Here is a 14983-nt window from a genome sequence, read left to right on the forward strand (position 1 = left end):
CGATCAGCTCCAGCTGTGGCCGCAGGCCGTGCACACGTAGGAGATTCCGCCGTTGTCACCCAGCACTTGGGCGACATGCGCGGAACCACAGGAAGGGCAGCTCAGCCGGGTCGCAGTGTCCCGTATCAACGCTGCACCGAGGAGGTGGCCGCCCCCCTCAAGGATGCTCGCAGGCATCGCTACTCCCTCCCGTCGGGCCGCGCCCCCTTCCGGCCGTTTGATTCTGCCACGGCCGGAGCAATACGGTCAGCGACGCCTCAGTACCAGTCCGGACACGGCCCCCGCCGCACAGGTATACGAGCCCAAAGCCCCGAGTGACTCAAGCCGGTTCAGGGACAGTGTGCCGAAAGACGCGGCCCGGATCAGCCGACCGAACCGAATGGCCGGCACGGCCGGGCGGCGGAGTCGCGGCGCGAGCGGCGGCCGGGGCCGGTTGTCAGTGCCGGGTGGTTCACTGTCGGTGACGGATGATCCCGGGCCGCGAGCGGCCGGGAGAGCGGGGTCGTCCTGTGCCGGAATGCAGAAAATCCCACCCCCGGATGGGGGCGGGACCTTCATCACCGATCTTTGACAACTCCACAGAGTGCCGATCAGTGGAGCTAAGGAGAATTGAACTCCTGACCTCCTGCATGCCATGCAGGCGCTCTACCAACTGAGCTATAGCCCCTCGCGCCACGCGGCGGGGCCGCATGGTGTCTCGCCCCGCTCTGCGCGGCGAACAAGAAGAACTTTAGCCTGTGACCTGCCAGAAAGTGAAATCCGGGGTCCGGGAGCCCGCGGCGGCTCAGTCGTCGTCGCCGAGGACGGGCTCCGGGAGGGTGCCCGCGTTGTGTTCCAGCAGACGCCAGCCGCGCGCGCCCTCGCCGAGCACGGACCAGCAGCAGTTGGAGAGCCCGCCGAGGCTCTCCCAGTGCTGGGCCTGAAGGCCGAGGAGCCGGCCGATGGTGGTGCGGATGGTGCCGCCGTGGCTGACGACGACGAGGGTGCCCTCCCCGGGCAGCTTCTCGGTATGCCGCAGGACGACGGGTGCGGCGCGGTCGGCGACCTCGGTCTCCAGTTCGCCGCCGCCGCGGCGGACCGCCTCGCCACGCTTCCAGGCGGCGTACTCCTCGCCGTAGCGGGCGATGATCTCCTCGTGCGTCAGCCCCTGCCAGGCGCCCGCGTAGGTCTCGCGCAGGGCCTCCTCACGGGTGACGTCGAGGCCGGTGAGCGCGGCCAGCTCTGCGGCCGTGTCCGCCGCCCGCTGCAGGTCCGAGGAGATGATCGCGTCGGGCTTGAGGGAGGCCAGCAGCCGGGCGGCGCGGCGGGCCTGGCCGACGCCGGTCCCGGTCAGCGCGACGTCCGTGCTGCCCTGGAAGCGACGCTCGACGTTCCAGGCGGTCTGGCCGTGCCGCCACAGGATGATGCGGCGGCCGCGGTCCTTTCGGTCGGTGACCTCGCCGGTGGAGCTCATCACCACTCCCCGTCCTGCTCCTGCTCGGCCTCGGCGGCCTGCAGCCTGGCGTGCTCCGCGGCCTTGCCGCGGGTGGCCTTGGCCTCGGCGGGCAGCTCCAGCTCCGGGCAGTCCTTCCACAGCCGCTCCAGGGCGTAGAAGACGCGCTCCTCGCTGTGCTGGACATGGACGACGATGTCGACGTAGTCGAGCAGGATCCAGCGGGACTCGCGGTCTCCCTCACGGCGCACGGGCTTGGCGCCGAGTTCCTTCAGCAGGCGCTCCTCGATCTCGTCGACGATGGCCCTGACCTGGCGGTCGTTCGGCGCGGAGGCCAGCAGGAAGGCATCCGTGATCGACAGTACGTCGCTCACGTCGTAGGCGATGACGTCGTGGGCGAGCTTGTCGGCCGCCGCCTGGGCGGCGGTGTTGATGAGCTCAAGGGAACGGTCTGTGGCGGTCACTGCGAAGCTTTCGGTCGGCGGTCACTGGACCTCAAGGGTCTCACGGACCGTCCGGCACACCCCACGCGATAAACGAGGCCGCGTGGGGTGCCCGGGACCGGGTCAGGAGTCGGCGGGCTTGTAGTCCTGGCCGAGGACGACCGAGACGTCGGCGCCCGAGGAGACCGTTCCCTTCGCCACGGAGCCGGCGGGCAGGCCGAGGGTCTTGGCGACCTCGGTGGCGTCGGCCTTGTGGGAGGCGTCCGAGTAGACCACCTTCGAGGTGGTCTGGGCGCCGGAGGCGGTGCCGCCTTCGAGGAAGGTGAATCCGCCGTTGAGCAGCACCACGCGGGCCTTCTCGGTGTCGTCCTTCACACCGGTGGCGTTCTGCACCGAGACCCGGACCGCGGAGCCGGCGTCGGGGCTCTTGGCGGTGCCGCCGAGGATGTCCTTCACCACACTGTCGCTGGTCTTCGCGCTCAGCGTGCCGTCGGCCTGCACGGGCAGCAGGGCGGTCTTGTAGGCGCCGCTCTTGGCGAGGTCGGAGAGCCTGGCGAGGAAGGTGCCGAGGTCCTTGTCGGTGAGCGGCGGGTCCAGGATCTGCGCCAGGGTCTGCACGGTGGTGACGGCCGCCGACGGGTCGGAGGACAGCTTGCGCAGCACGCCCTGCATGACCTGGCCGAACCGCTCCAGCTGGGCGTCCTCGGACTCGCCGGGGGCGCGGTAGGTGGCGTAGGCGACGGCCATCTTGCCGCTGAGGGTCTGCTGGCTGCCCTTGTGGACGAGCGGCTCGGCGCCCTTCTTCCTGGCGTCCGGGTCGGGCACGTCGGTGTTGGTGTCGAGCTCGATGTTGCCGACGAGGTCGACGAGGTTCTGCAGATAGGGGGTGTCGAGGCGCCAGGTGCCCTGGATGTTGGTGCCGAGGACGGTGTCGAGCTGGTCTCGGGTGCCCGAGCTGCCGTCGTCGTCCACCGACTTGGCGAGGGTCGTGGTGGAGCCGGTGTCGTCGCTCAGGGCGAGGGAGTTGGGCAGCAGCACGGTACTGCCCTGCTTGGTGGTCGTGTTGTCGACCAGCAGCGCCGTGGAGGTGCCGCCCTTGGCGGTGTTGTGCAGGTGGAGGACGATCACATCGCGTTTCTGGGCGCCGGCCGGGGTGGCCGCGCCGGCCTTGGCACCGGAGGAGGACAGACCGGGCAGCTTTCCGGCGTACCAGAGATAGCCGACGCCGCCGACGGCGACGAGGGCGAGGACGACCAGCAGGGCGATGATCCGGCTGCGGGCGCGGCGGCGGGCCTCCTCGCGGCGCTCGGTGCGGTTCTCGGTGAACTTCAGCCAGTCGATGACGTCCTCGGAGTCGCCGTCCGGCTCCTCGACGAACGCGAACTGCTCGGTGTGGTAGTCCCGTTCGCCCTCCTCCCGCGGTTCCTCGTGCCGCGCCGGGGGGTGCGGGTCCTCCGCCGGGCCGGCCTGCTGCGGGATGTAGGCGGTCTGCTCGGTGACCCGGGGCTGCTGCCCGCTGCTCGCGGCCTGCCCGTAGGGGTCGTAGCCGGCGGTGGACTGGGTGCCGGTGCCATAGGGGTCGTACGGGGCCTGGGAGCCGTAGGAGTCGTACCCGGGAGCCCGGCCGGAGTCATAGGGCGCCGCCGGCTGCTGGCCGGTGGCGTAGGGGTCGTAGCCGTAGCCCTGCTGCCGGGCGTACGGGTCGTAGGTGGCCTGCTGGGCCTGCTGAGCCTGCTGTGCCGGGATCTGCCGGTACACGGGCTGGCCGTACTCGTCGTAGCCGACGAGTTCGTACGGGCCCGCGCCGTAGCCCGCGTCTCCCGTGTTGTATCGGTTGTTCACCGGTGCCCCTCTCGGCTCACTCGCCGCGGTACAGCTCGCGCTTGTCGATGTAGCGCACGACTCCGTCCGGCACCATGTACCAGATGGGGTCTCCCTTGGCGACTCTCGCACGGCAGTCTGTGGAGGAGATGGCGAGCGCCGGCACCTCCACCAGCGAGACTCCGCCCTCCGGCAGGCCCGGATCGGTCAGGTGGTGACCGGGTCTGGTGACCCCGATGAAGTGGGCGAGGGAGAACAGTTCCTCGCTGTCCCGCCAGGTCAGCAACTGGGCGAGGGCATCGGCGCCGGTGATGAAGAACAGGTCGGTGTCGGGGTTGAGGGCGCGCAGATCGCGCAGGGTGTCCACGGTGTAGGTGGGGCCGCCGCGGTCGATGTCGATGCGGCTGACGGAGAACTGCGGGTTCTCGGCGGTCGCGATGACCGTCATCAGATAGCGGTCCTCGGCCGGGGAGACCTTGCGGTGGGACTTCTGCCACGGCTCTCCCGTGGGCACGAACACCACCTCGTCCAGGTGGAACTGCGCGGCGACCTCGCTGGCCGCCACGAGGTGCCCGTGGTGGATCGGGTCGAACGTTCCGCCCATGACGCCCAGACGGCGCTTGCCCGTGTGCGCGGGGCCCTCGTCCGGCCGGTACTGCGGGTGCTTCACCGAGTCATCGGCACTCTCGTACGCCGGACCGGTAGGCATGTCCTGCTCTCCCATGCGTGCAGACCCTACCGGCCCGGCCTCTGGCGTCCGGCCGGGGACGGGTCCCGGCTCAGCGGTCGCGGTTGAAGCGGGTGGTGATCCACAGCAGGAGCAGCAGGATGACGAAGGCGCTGCCACCGGTGACGGCCGGGTTGAGGCTGTTGTGGTGGCCGCCCTCGGCTTCGGCGAGGGTGACCAACGGGGCTGCTGCGCTGTGAAGGCTCATCTTCGGCAGGACCTATCGCGTGTGGGCGGGATAAAGATGTCGGCTCATCGTATGCGGGCGGCCCGGCGGCGATCACGCCGACTCCGCCGTTGGGGGCGCGCGACGGAACTTTCGCCGGCCCTCAGTCGTCTTTCCGCTTGTAGCCGCGCAGCAGGAACCAGGCGGTCAGTACACAGCCGACGATCATCACGATCAGGACGATGCGGAGCAGATTCCCCGCCCCGTGCTGCTGGACGGCGCTCGTGGCGGCCTCGGTCAGCCAGGCGGCTGCGGGGTGCTGCTCCATGAGTGGACTCCTTCGGCTGTACTGCCCGTCCACGGTATCTCCGCCTAGGCTGGGCCCTGCCTCGGGGGCACAGTGAGCACTCACACGCACATGGGGGAAGACATGTCCGACGACGGCCCGCAGCAGACGGGGCACGAGCGCGTGCCGAGCAGGCAGCGCAGGCGCTTCCCGGGGATCTCCTCGCGTGCCTACGAGCATCCGGCGGACCGCTCCGCCCTGGTCGCGCTGCGCAAGCTGAGCGGATTCGACACCGTCTTCAAGGCGCTCAGCGGGCTGCTGCCCGAGCGGAGCCTGAGACTGCTGTTCCTGTCCGACTCGGTGCGCGTCTCCGAGCGGCAGTTCCAGCATCTGCACGACATGCTGCTGGACGCCTGTTACATCCTGGACCTGGAGAAGGTCCCGCCGATGTATGTCACACAGGACCCGCAGCCGAACGCGATGTGCATCGGCCTGGACGAGCCGATCATCGTCGTCACCACCGGTCTGGTGGAACTCCTCGACGAGGAGGAGATGCGGGCGGTCGTCGGACACGAGGCGGGACACGCCCTGTCCGGGCACGCGGTGTACCGCACGATCCTGCTGTTCCTGACCAACATCGCGCTGAAGGTGGCCTGGATCCCGCTGGGCAACCTCGCGATCATGGCGATCATCACGGCGCTGAGGGAGTGGTTCCGCAAGTCGGAGCTGTCCGCGGACCGCGCGGGTCTGCTGGTGGGCCAGGACGTCCAGGCCTCGATGCGGGGCCTGATGAAGATCGCGGGTGGTAACCACCTGCACGAGATGAACGTGGACGCGTTCCTGGAGCAGGCCGAGGAGTACGACTCCGGCGGCGATCTGCGCGACTCGGTGCTGAAGATCCTGAACGTACTGCCCCGCTCGCACCCGTTCACCACCGTGCGGGCGGCCGAGCTGAAGAAGTGGGCCGAGTCCCGGGACTTCCAGCGGATCATGGACGGGCACTACCCGCGGCGCGACGAGGACAAGGACACCTCGGTCAGCGACTCCTTCCGTGAGTCGGCGGCCAGCTACGCGAGCGATGTGAAGAGCTCCAAGGATCCGCTGATGAAGCTGGTCAGCGACCTCGCGGGCGGCGCGGGCGACCTGGGCGGCCGGGTCCGCCGCGGCTTCGACGGCTTCCGCACCCCGCCCCCGTCGCAGGAGGGCCCGGCGGACGGTCCGGACACCCCGGGCGCTCCGCAGGAGGGGTAGGGCGTCCCATGGCATCCGTGACCCCGTGGCCCCGTGGCCAAGCGACAAGCGGCCAAGCGGCCGGGTGACGCCGCTCTACACCTTCGGCTGGGCCCCCGCGGCCAGCGTCCCGCACAGGGCCGCAGGACTGTCCGTCTCGTACGGGTCGGTGCCCGCGGGGCCGCCGGTCCGGGCCGTCTGGCCGGCCAGGAGGGGGCGGAGGTAGGCGGCGGAGTCCTCGGCGCAGGCGAGCGGGCCCGCCTGGACGTAGGACGTAACCAGCTGGACCTGGTGGGTGCGCAGATCGTCGCGGGTGAAGCGGAAGGTCACCTCGCGGCGGACCGTGAACAGGGACGTGAGGGCGTCGTGCGCGGCGCCGGTGGGGCGCAGGGCGTAGACGAAGGTGTGGTCGGCGGTGACCTCCAGCGTGCCGGCGTCGCTCTCGGCGGCCTGCAGATCGCCCTGGACGTGGATCGCGCCGTCGTCGGCGAGCTGGACGCGGGCGGGGTCGAACCGGACCGCCCAGCCGGTGGCGGCGTGCCGGCCGTCCGCCGCCGGGTGATCGAAGCTCTGGTCGAACTGGTCGAGCTGATCGGCGTCGATGAGGGCCCGGACCGGATTGGCCTGCCGGCCGGTCAGCACCTCGGGGTAGAGCGAGGAGCGGACTATGTAGTCCTTGGCGGTGGTGAGCGCGGTCACGACCTCGCTGTCGGAGAAGTGGGCGGTGTTGCGGGCGGCCGGCAGCGGTATGCCCGCGGCGCCGATGTCGTAGGGGGCGGCCGGGCTGTGCGCGTACAGCTCGCTCGCTTCGGCGGCGCCGGGCACCTTGCCCGTCGGGGCGAGCGGGATCACCGTCATCCGCAGCGGCTCGGCGGGGCGCCGGGCCTGCGGGGAGCCGTAGGGTTGGCGGACGCCCATGTAGATCGCGGTGCCGAAGGCAATGGCGATCAGCACGACGAGGACCAGGACCTGCCGGGTCAGCGCGCGGTGCAGCGGCGGACGGCGGCGGACGGCGGGCGCGTGGTCGGCCATCCGCTCCTCGGCGGAGTACTCCTGAAGACGGGCAGCGCGGACGAACGACTCGTCGAACACAACGGATCGGTACTCGTCCTCTCCACCTCCGGGGCCGCCCTCGGCTGCGCCCTCCGGTGGCTCTCCAGGCCCGCCCATACCTTCAGAGTAGGTCTCGTGGGCCTCAGGTAAACGCCCTGCTACACGACAACTTCTGACAGGTGCTCACCAAGAGTGGAGGCGGTCGCTCAGGGGGAACGCGGGACGGCGGAGGCCGCCGGCTGGGAGGAGTCGGCGGCCGCGGAGGGCGCCGCGGCGCTGCCCTGTTCCAGGGGGGTCGAGGCAGGCGCGGGGACCCGGTCGCGGGTGCCCGCGGAGCCGCCTCGGTAGACGGCGGCGAAGGCCAGGGCGACCATGCCGATGCCCATGACGACGGCGAGCACCCAGGCCACGGGACGGTGCCAGCGGACCTGTCTGCCGTAGTGCCCGAAGGGACCGTGGCGTTCGTGCAGGACGTAGGTGTCGTCCAGCTCGTCGTCGAGATCTTGGCCGAGATCGGTTCCCTCGGCGGAGTACTTCTCGTCGTAGCGCTCGCCTCGGGCGTGAGCGCGGCGGGCCTCCGCCTCGGAGGCCTCGGCTCTGGCCTGCGCGGCGGCCAGGAGGCGTTCGACGGCGGTCGGCTCATGGACCGTGGCCGCCCGTACGAAGGCCTCGTCGAAGACCACGGAGGCGAACTCTTCGTCCGACACCCCGTGGTCGTGGTCGTCGTCGGGCTCCCAGCCGTCAGGGAACGGCGTGCCCCCCACGTCCTCCGGCACGGATCCAGAGTAGACCTGAGGGGTCAATTTGGGCAGACGGTATGGAAATTCGTCTGACTGATGAGACACCGTTCCGGCCGCCCGCCCGGCTCCCGGGGCGCACGGCCGAACGGGTGATGGTCAGGGGCGGACGTGGCCGTCGCCGGTGACGATGTACTTCGTGCTGGTCAGCTCCGGCAGGCCCATGGGGCCGCGGGCGTGCAGCTTCTGGGTGGAGATGCCGATCTCGGCGCCGAAGCCGAACTGGCCGCCGTCGGTGAAGCGGGTGGAGGCGTTCACGGCGACGGTGGTGGAGTCGACCAGCTGGGTGAAGCGGCGGGCGGCCTGCTGGGAGGTCGTGACGATCGCCTCGGTGTGGCCGGAGGTCCACAGCCGGATGTGCTCGACGGCCTTGTCGAGTGAGTCGACGACGGCGGCGGCGATGTCGTACGAGAGGTACTCGGTCTCCCAGTCCTCGGCCACGGCCTCCACGACGGTCGCCTTGGAGTCCTTGGCGTAGGTCATGACGCGTTCGTCGGCGTGCACGGTGACGCCGGCCTCGGCGAGGGCGTCCAGGGCGCGCGGCAGGAAGGCGTCGGCGATGTCCTGGTGGACGAGGAGGGTCTCGGCGGCGTTGCAGACGCTGACCCGCTGGGCCTTGGAGTTGATCAGGATGTCGATCGCCATGTCGATGTCGGCCGCCCCGTCGACGTAGACGTGGCAGTTGCCGGTGCCGGTCTCGATCACCGGGACGGTCGACTCGTTCACCACGGTCTGGATCAGGGAGGCGCCGCCGCGCGGGATCAGGACGTCGACCAGGCCGCGGGCGCGCATCAGCTCGCGCACCGAGTCGCGGCTCTCGCCGGGCACCAGCTGGACGGCGTCGGCCGGCAGCCCGGCGCCCCCGACGGCGTCGCGCAGCACCCGCACCAGCGCGGTGTTCGACTCGTAGGCGGAGGCCGAGCCGCGCAGCAGCACCGCGTTGCCGGACTTCAGGCAGAGGGCGGCGGCGTCCACGGTGACGTTCGGGCGGGCCTCGTAGATGATGCCGACGACGCCGAGCGGGACGCGGACCTGGCGCAGGTCGATGCCGTTGGGCAGGGTGGAGCCGCGGACGACCTCGCCGACCGGGTCGGGCAGCCCCGCGACGTCACGGACGTCGGAGGCGATGGCGCGGACCCGCTCCGGGGTGAGGGTGAGCCGGTCGACGATGGCCTCGCTGGTGCCGTTCTCCCGGGCCTTGGCGACGTCCTTGGCGTTGGCCTCGACGATCTCGCTGGTCCGGACCTCCAGGGCGTCGGCGATGGCGAGCAGCGCGTCGTCCTTCACGGCCCGCGGGAGCGGCGCGAGGTCGGCGGCGGCGGCCTTGGCCCGGTAGGCGGCCCGGGTGACCGGGGTCATGGAGTCGTACGGCGAGAGCGAGGTCATGAGGGAAGGGTAGTGCGCGGCGCGGGTCACCCACCGCTCATCCCACACCCCGAGACAAGCCCTCAGGGCCCCTCAGAAGGGATGTACGCCCACCGGGGTGGCCGGCGCCGGGCCGTATCCCTCGGCGATGCGGTGGTGGTAGGTCTCGCGGTCGATGACCTCCAGGCCGACGATCTCCCAGGCCGGCAGGCCGGCGCTCTGCCGGCGCTCGCCCCACAGGCGCAGGGCCACGGCGGCGGCGTCGTGCAGGTCGCGGGCCTCTTCCCAGTAGCGGATCTCGGCGTGGTCGGTCGCGTATCTGCTGGTGAGCAGGAAGGGGTGGTCATGGGCGAGCTGTTCCAGGGCCCGCCGCAGCTCGGGCAGGGCGACCTGCTTCCCGGAGACACTGAGGGTGACGTGCCACAGCCGGGGCAGGTCCTTGGGCTCCTCGTAGGCGTCCCCGGCCGCGACGCTCGTCAGAGCACCGCGCGACGTCGCCCCAGGGCGCGCTCGTCTCACGACGGCCTCCTTCACGCTTGGCTCTCATGGCCCCTTGCTGGAACGTGTTCCTGCAACATGTCCCAGACACAAAGTTGAGCAGGCCGCAGGGCTCCGCGTGGTGGTTTTACGGAACGTCCCCCACCGGGGGCCGTCCATACGCCCCGTTTTACGAGCGGTTTTGCGAGTGTGACGGATGCAGGAGCACCAGGTCGTCCCTGTGTACGACCTCGCGTTCGTACGCCGGGCCCAGCTCGCGGGCCAGCTCGCGGGTCGAACGTCCGAGCAGCCGCGGGATCTCCTTGGCGTCGAAGTTCACGAGCCCCCGGGCCACCGCGCGGCCGGCCGTGTCACGCAGTTCGACGGGGTCGCCGGCGCTGAACTCGCCCTCCACGGCGGCGATTCCGGCGGGCAGCAGTGAGGTGCGGCGCTTCACCACGGCGTCCACCGCGCCGTCGTCCAGGGCCAGCGCGCCCTGCGGGGTGGAGGCGTGCTGGAGCCACAGGAGCCGGTCGGCGGAGCGCTTGCCGGTGGGGTGGAAGTAGGTTCCGGTGTCGCCGCCGCTCAGCGCGTCCGCCGCGTGCACGGCGCTGGTGAGGACCACGGGGATGCCGGCGCCGGCCGCGATCCGGGCGGCCTCGACCTTGGTGACCATCCCGCCGGTGCCGACGCCGGCCTTGCCCGCGCTGCCGATCTCGACGCCCGCGAGATCCTCGGGGCCCTTCACTTCCGCTATCCGTGACGTGCCGGGTCTGCCGGGGTCGCCGTCGTAGACACCGTCGACGTCGGAGAGGAGGACGAGCAGGTCGGCGTGGACGAGGTGGGCGACGAGGGCGGCGAGGCGGTCGTTGTCGCCGAATCGGATCTCGTCCGTGGCGACCGTGTCGTTCTCGTTGACGATCGGGAAGGCGCCCATCGCGAGGAGCTTGTCGAGGGTGCGGGAGGCGTTGCGGTGATGGGCGCGGCGGCTCATGTCGTCCGAGGTGAGCAGGACTTGGCCGACGCGGACGCCGTAGCGGGCGAAGGAGGCGGTGTAGCGGGCGACGAGCAGGCCCTGGCCGACGCTGGCGGCGGCCTGCTGGCGGGCGAGGTCCTTCGGCCGGCGGCGCAGTCCGAGCGGCGCGAGCCCGGCGGCGATGGCACCGGAGGAGACGAGGACGACCTCCCGCTCTCCGCCGCTGCGGCTCCTGGCCAGCACGTCCACCAGCGCGTCGACGCGGTCGGCGTCCAGGCCGCCGGTGGCGGTGGTCAGCGACGAGGAGCCCACCTTGACGACGATCCTGCGGGCCTCGCCCACGGCCTGCCTAGCGCTTGCCACCTTGTCCTCTGTTCCCCTTGTTGCGGCTGCCTGTGCGGCAATCTACGCGAAGCGGAACGCCCCACGCTCACCGGTCCAGCCCCCGGACACGCGGAGCGTGTCCGGGGACTCACGATGTGTGTACGGCACAGAGGGGTGGTCAGGCCGGTCAGGCAGCCGGCTTGAAGTCCTTCGCCGACAGCATCCGCCGCACCTTGCGCAGCGCCCGGCGCAGGAAGGAGTTGGCGGCCACTGCACGGTAGCCGTGGATGGCGCGGGCCTCGCGGGCCTCGGCGAGGTAGATGTCGTCCGGGACGCCCGCCGCCTTGGAGCGGAAGTGCGGGTAGACGAAGTAGACGCGGGTGCCGCGCCTCTCCAGGAGCGCGCCGGCCTGCTTCTTCGCCTTGACGAACTCGACGACGTCGACGAGCAGTTCGGGCCGCTGCATGGCGACCAGGTGCAGCCGCAGCCGCTCGTGGACCTTGAGGCGACGGGCCACGCCGGGCGTCCAGTAGGCCTCCGTCAGCGGCTTGGCCAGCTCCAGCTTGTGCCGGCGGACCTCCTCGCTGTCCTTGAGGAACTTCGGCCCGAACTGCGGCAGCAGGGTGATGAGGAAGGGCCGGATCATGAGGAGGTCGCGCTTGTCGCCGGCCGGGACCATGTCGGCGATCAGCTTCATCAGGGCCCGCGCGGAGTCGAAGCGCAGGGTGTAGCTGCCGGACTTGGTGACGTGCTTGCCGTCGTCGCGGCCGACCAGGTAGTAGCAGGGGTAGTCGGCGAGGACGGAGACGCCGTTCGCGCGCAGATACGCCTCCATCGTGAACAGGGCGTCCTCGCCGGTGAACAGCGACTCGTCGAACCGCATGCCGTGCTCGGCCAGCAGTTCGCGGCGGAACAGCTTCTGCGCGCTCAGCGTGAACTTGATGTTGGAGGAGAAGACGTCGGTACGGCCGAGGGTCTTGCCCCACATGGACTTCGGCGGGGTCCGGTTGATGCCCTCGACCTTGCCGAGCACCACGTCGGTGCCGTTCTCGTCGCCCATGGCGACCATGCGCTCAAGGGCCTCGGGGCCGAGCCGGTCGTCGGCGTCGAGGAAGAAGACGTAGCGCCCGCTCGCCCTGCCGAGGCCGACGTTGCGGGGGCCGCTGGGGCCGCCGGAGTTCTTCTGGCGGATGACGGTGACGGCCATGGGGACGCGGGCGGCGAACTCCTCCAGGCACTCCCCCGAGCCGTCCGTCGAGCCGTCGTCGACCGCGATGATCTCCAGGCGCGCCGGGTCGATGGTCTGGGCCTCGACGGACGCCAGACACTCGACCAGGTACGGCATCGCTTCGTACGCCCCGATGATCACGCTCACATCAGGCTGCGTCGCGACGGTCACTCTTCCCCCTCGATAAAAGGAACATTTCCCCCGTATCCGCTATAGCAAAGCGTTAGACGGGTAACCATTTGGAAAGGTTGCCTTACCGTGTACTCACAGTGGCTCACATCACACGCACAGGTTACGGAGCGGCGCGGTAAGAAAACCGTACGCGCGTAAGAGGGGCCCGGCCTCGGGATCGCTCCCCGGACCGGGCCCCCTCTCACGCGCGTACGGCGGCTCAGCCCGCGGTGACGGCGTCCGTCTCGCCGGCGGACGCGCCCCGCTGGCCGGGCACCGCGTTGGTCAGCGGGGCGGCTTGCGCGAGGTCCAGGCCCGCGGCGGCCAGCCGGGACTCCTGACCGACGTTACGGGCCTCGGCCTTGAGGGCCAGACCGGCCACCGCGCCGTTGAACTGGTCGATGGACTTCGGCTCGTCCGGGCCCAGCAGATAGCGCTTGAGCTCCTTGCGGGCGTCCAGCATCGGGTCGGCGGCCGGGTGACGCACGGCGTCCAGCAGACCGCCCAGCTCCCCCGCGTCGTTGGAGAGGATCACCGCGGCACGCACAGCCGTGTTCTGCCGCTTGAACTCCTCGTGCCCCAGCTCGCCGGAGTCGGTGACCGCGTACGGCTTGCCGCTCGCGATGAAGTCGGAGACCACGGAGGAGATGTCGGAGACCATCGCGTCGGAGACGTTGAAGCAGTCGTACAGGCGCGGCTGGGCGCCCGTGATGACACGGTGCTCGTACGACGGGAAGGCACGCCAGTGGGCGGTGTTCCACTCGGCGCGCAGCCGGGCGATCTCCGTGTGCCTGGCCACGTCGGTGATGCCGTCGCGGGTGGCCTCGGCCTCGTCGCCCTTGGCGCCACCCTTGCCGGTCAGTTCGGCGATCCGGGCCTCGATCCGGGCCAGGTCCGACTTCGCCGCGGCCTCGGCGCCCTTGTCGGCGGTGAAGCGCGGATCGGCGGCGCGCTCGGCGGCGGCCTTCTCGACCAGGGCGGTGATCCGCTTGTGCGCAGCGGCCGCCTCCTTGCTGACGGTGCCGGTGAACGGGTGCGGCTTGTACAGGACGCGGACCGGCGGGTCGGCCGCGATCAGCTGGTTCACGATGTTCTCGCCGGCGAGGACGACCGAGGTGTTGCCCGGGTTGCCGTCCCAGCCCTCCCAGGTCGGCGCGTAGAGAACCGTCGGCATACGGTCCTCGGGCACGCCCAGCCAGCGCTGGATGGGGGCGAGCTGCGGGCGGCCGACCTCGACGATGTCGTCGTCGCGGACGCCGACGTCGGCGATGGCGTAGCGGTCGCGGCCGGCCCGGCCGGCGGTCCACACCTCGTCGTAGACCTTGCTGTACGGGTTGACGCTGGCGAGCTTGTCGCTGTCGCCGTGGCCGATGAAGACGTGCTTCATGGTGGGCACGCGCAGCAGGTGGATGTTCTTGCCGACGTTGGCCGCGTACAGCGCGACGCGCACGGCCGACAGGTCCAGGTTCATCAGGTGCACCCCTCCGGGCACGCAGATGACGGGGACCGTGGTCGGCGCGAGGTTGTTCAGGATCGCCCGCTCGCGCAGGATGATCAGCGGCCGGGTCCGGAGCTGCTCCATCGTCTCCAGCCACATGTTGACCTGGTACACGGAGTCCCTGGAGCCGGAGAAGTACAGCACCGTCTCGGGCTGGTAGCCGGCCAGCCAGTCGTCGACGGCGGCGAGCACGGCGTCGGCCTTCGGCGGGACCTTCCCGGCCCGGATGTTCGGCACGAGCACGAGGACGTACAGCAGGCCGAGGCCGAGGGTGAGACCGATACCGGTGAAGCCGGCGGCGGCCGAGGAGTCCAGTTCGGCCGAGACCAGGATGCCGGCCATGGCGAACAGGTCGAGGTGGAGCATCTTCTCCGTGCTGCGGTGCAGCAGGCGGCGCGGCGGGGCGTCCGGGATGCGGATGCGGGACTTCAGGTCGATGTTGCGGGTGGCGACCGGCATCTTGCGGCGGTTGCGGATCAGGGTGACCAGCGCGCCGTGCGGGGCCTGGAGGCCGTAGAACGCGATGAAGCAGCCGATCGCGCCGTAGAAGATCAGGTCGTCCGCGTGCGACAGACGGGCCAGCAGCATGACCAGCAGCAGCTGTCGGATCAGGAAGCGGATCGACACACCCGCCCGGATCTTGCTGAGGCGGTTGATCAGATAGCTGCCCTTGCGGTGCAGATAGTGGTCCGCCAGGTACGTCACGGCGGCCAGGGCCGCGAAGGCGGGAACGCTCGGGACGAGCGCGGCCAGCATGAGCGCCGGGAAGCCCAGGATCATGAGGGCCGCCGCGGCCAGCTCGGCCGCGCTGCCCACCCGGGCGACGCGAATAGCGGTGGATATCACGGAGAAACCTGCTCTGGGAGGGAGAGTGCCGGTTCGCAAGAGATGTACGGAGATGTAAAGAGGCAAGGAGAGATGTACGGATTCAGGCCTCTGTTAACGCCCGGTGAAAGAGCGACAACAAAGGCCTGAATTCACAAAAAGCT

At 70.5% G+C, this 14983-nt stretch carries 14 protein-coding genes and 1 tRNA gene; 1 reads left to right on the plus strand and 14 read right to left on the minus strand.

Translation table 11 applies throughout. The annotated features are described in order from the left end of the window. Nucleotides 1-594 precede the first annotated feature (594 nt). The 7 genes from IE277_RS03720 to IE277_RS03750 all read right to left on the minus strand — a co-directional run bounded on the left by IE277_RS03720 (nucleotide 595) and on the right by IE277_RS03750 (nucleotide 4917). Nucleotides 595-667: transfer RNA gene (locus tag IE277_RS03720), tRNA-Ala, on the minus strand. Between the two features lie 117 nt (nucleotides 668-784). Next, a complete protein-coding gene (locus tag IE277_RS03725) occupies nucleotides 785-1453 on the minus strand; it encodes a histidine phosphatase family protein (RefSeq protein ID WP_189948425.1) in 669 nt (222 codons plus the stop codon). Further along, entirely contained in the window at nucleotides 1453-1896 is a 444-nt protein-coding gene (gene rsfS / locus IE277_RS03730) for a ribosome silencing factor (RefSeq protein WP_189948426.1), read from the minus strand. The genes IE277_RS03725 and rsfS overlap by 1 nt, the downstream gene beginning before the upstream one ends. Before the next feature lie 102 nt (nucleotides 1897-1998). Beyond that, nucleotides 1999-3717: an LCP family protein gene (locus IE277_RS03735; RefSeq protein ID WP_189948428.1), complete on the minus strand. Its 1719-nt coding sequence runs from the start codon at nucleotides 3715-3717 to the stop codon at nucleotides 1999-2001. Nucleotides 3718-3733: 16 nt separating this feature from the next. After that, on the minus strand, nucleotides 3734-4420 hold the full coding sequence (gene nadD / locus IE277_RS03740) for a nicotinate-nucleotide adenylyltransferase (RefSeq protein WP_189948430.1): 687 nt from the start codon (nucleotides 4418-4420) through the stop codon (nucleotides 3734-3736). Between the two features lie 55 nt (nucleotides 4421-4475). Then, entirely contained in the window at nucleotides 4476-4631 is a 156-nt protein-coding gene (locus IE277_RS03745) for a hypothetical protein (RefSeq protein WP_189948432.1), read from the minus strand. Between the two features lie 121 nt (nucleotides 4632-4752). Next, on the minus strand, nucleotides 4753-4917 hold the full coding sequence (locus tag IE277_RS03750; protein WP_189948434.1) for a hypothetical protein: 165 nt from the start codon (nucleotides 4915-4917) through the stop codon (nucleotides 4753-4755). Between the two features lie 102 nt (nucleotides 4918-5019). On the opposite strand from IE277_RS03750, the gene IE277_RS03755 reads away from it, so the two are divergent. Further along, nucleotides 5020-6126: a M48 family metallopeptidase gene (locus IE277_RS03755; RefSeq protein ID WP_189948436.1), complete on the plus strand. Its 1107-nt coding sequence runs from the start codon at nucleotides 5020-5022 to the stop codon at nucleotides 6124-6126. 75 nt (nucleotides 6127-6201) lie between these two features. Here the strand turns inward: IE277_RS03755 and IE277_RS03760 are convergent, their stop codons facing one another. The 7 genes from IE277_RS03760 to IE277_RS03790 all read right to left on the minus strand — a co-directional run bounded on the left by IE277_RS03760 (nucleotide 6202) and on the right by IE277_RS03790 (nucleotide 14840). After that, nucleotides 6202-7275, minus strand: a complete 1074-nt coding sequence (locus IE277_RS03760; RefSeq protein WP_189948438.1) for an SCO2583 family membrane protein — start codon at nucleotides 7273-7275, stop codon at nucleotides 6202-6204. Between the two features lie 89 nt (nucleotides 7276-7364). Then, nucleotides 7365-7934: an SCO2584 family spore wall biosynthesis protein gene (locus tag IE277_RS03765; RefSeq protein WP_444544837.1), complete on the minus strand. Its 570-nt coding sequence runs from the start codon at nucleotides 7932-7934 to the stop codon at nucleotides 7365-7367. A 120-nt stretch (nucleotides 7935-8054) separates the two neighbouring features. Continuing rightward, nucleotides 8055-9341, minus strand: a complete 1287-nt coding sequence (locus tag IE277_RS03770; RefSeq protein WP_189948442.1) for a glutamate-5-semialdehyde dehydrogenase — start codon at nucleotides 9339-9341, stop codon at nucleotides 8055-8057. A gap of 72 nt (nucleotides 9342-9413) precedes the next feature. After that, nucleotides 9414-9839: a DUF8830 family protein gene (locus tag IE277_RS03775; RefSeq protein WP_189948445.1), complete on the minus strand. Its 426-nt coding sequence runs from the start codon at nucleotides 9837-9839 to the stop codon at nucleotides 9414-9416. A gap of 148 nt (nucleotides 9840-9987) precedes the next feature. Beyond that, entirely contained in the window at nucleotides 9988-11115 is a 1128-nt protein-coding gene (gene proB, locus IE277_RS03780) for a glutamate 5-kinase (RefSeq protein ID WP_189949200.1), read from the minus strand. Nucleotides 11116-11284: 169 nt separating this feature from the next. Then, on the minus strand, nucleotides 11285-12496 hold the full coding sequence (locus IE277_RS03785) for a glycosyltransferase family 2 protein (protein WP_189948447.1): 1212 nt from the start codon (nucleotides 12494-12496) through the stop codon (nucleotides 11285-11287). Between the two features lie 220 nt (nucleotides 12497-12716). Beyond that, nucleotides 12717-14840: a CDP-glycerol glycerophosphotransferase family protein gene (locus IE277_RS03790; RefSeq protein ID WP_229880569.1), complete on the minus strand. Its 2124-nt coding sequence runs from the start codon at nucleotides 14838-14840 to the stop codon at nucleotides 12717-12719. Nucleotides 14841-14983: the final 143 nt, after the last annotated feature.

Origin of the sequence: Streptomyces alanosinicus (genome assembly GCF_014650595.1) — a bacterium.
Classification (GTDB): domain Bacteria; phylum Actinomycetota; class Actinomycetes; order Streptomycetales; family Streptomycetaceae; genus Streptomyces; species Streptomyces alanosinicus.

Bases quoted from the DNA above. Each gene is read 5' to 3' on its own strand.
- IE277_RS03725 (WP_189948425.1), bottom strand. From the start codon at position 1,453: ATGAGCTCCACCGGCGAGGTCACCGACCGAAAGGACCGCGGCCGCCGC.
- nadD (WP_189948430.1), bottom strand. From the start codon at position 4,420: ATGGGAGAGCAGGACATGCCTACCGGTCCGGCGTACGAGAGTGCCGAT.
- IE277_RS03745 (WP_189948432.1), bottom strand. From the start codon at position 4,631: ATGAGCCTTCACAGCGCAGCAGCCCCGTTGGTCACCCTCGCCGAAGCC.
- IE277_RS03750 (WP_189948434.1), bottom strand. From the start codon at position 4,917: ATGGAGCAGCACCCCGCAGCCGCCTGGCTGACCGAGGCCGCCACGAGC.
- IE277_RS03755 (WP_189948436.1), top strand. From the start codon at position 5,020: ATGTCCGACGACGGCCCGCAGCAGACGGGGCACGAGCGCGTGCCGAGC.
- IE277_RS03760 (WP_189948438.1), bottom strand. From the start codon at position 7,275: ATGGGCGGGCCTGGAGAGCCACCGGAGGGCGCAGCCGAGGGCGGCCCC.
- IE277_RS03770 (WP_189948442.1), bottom strand. From the start codon at position 9,341: ATGACCTCGCTCTCGCCGTACGACTCCATGACCCCGGTCACCCGGGCC.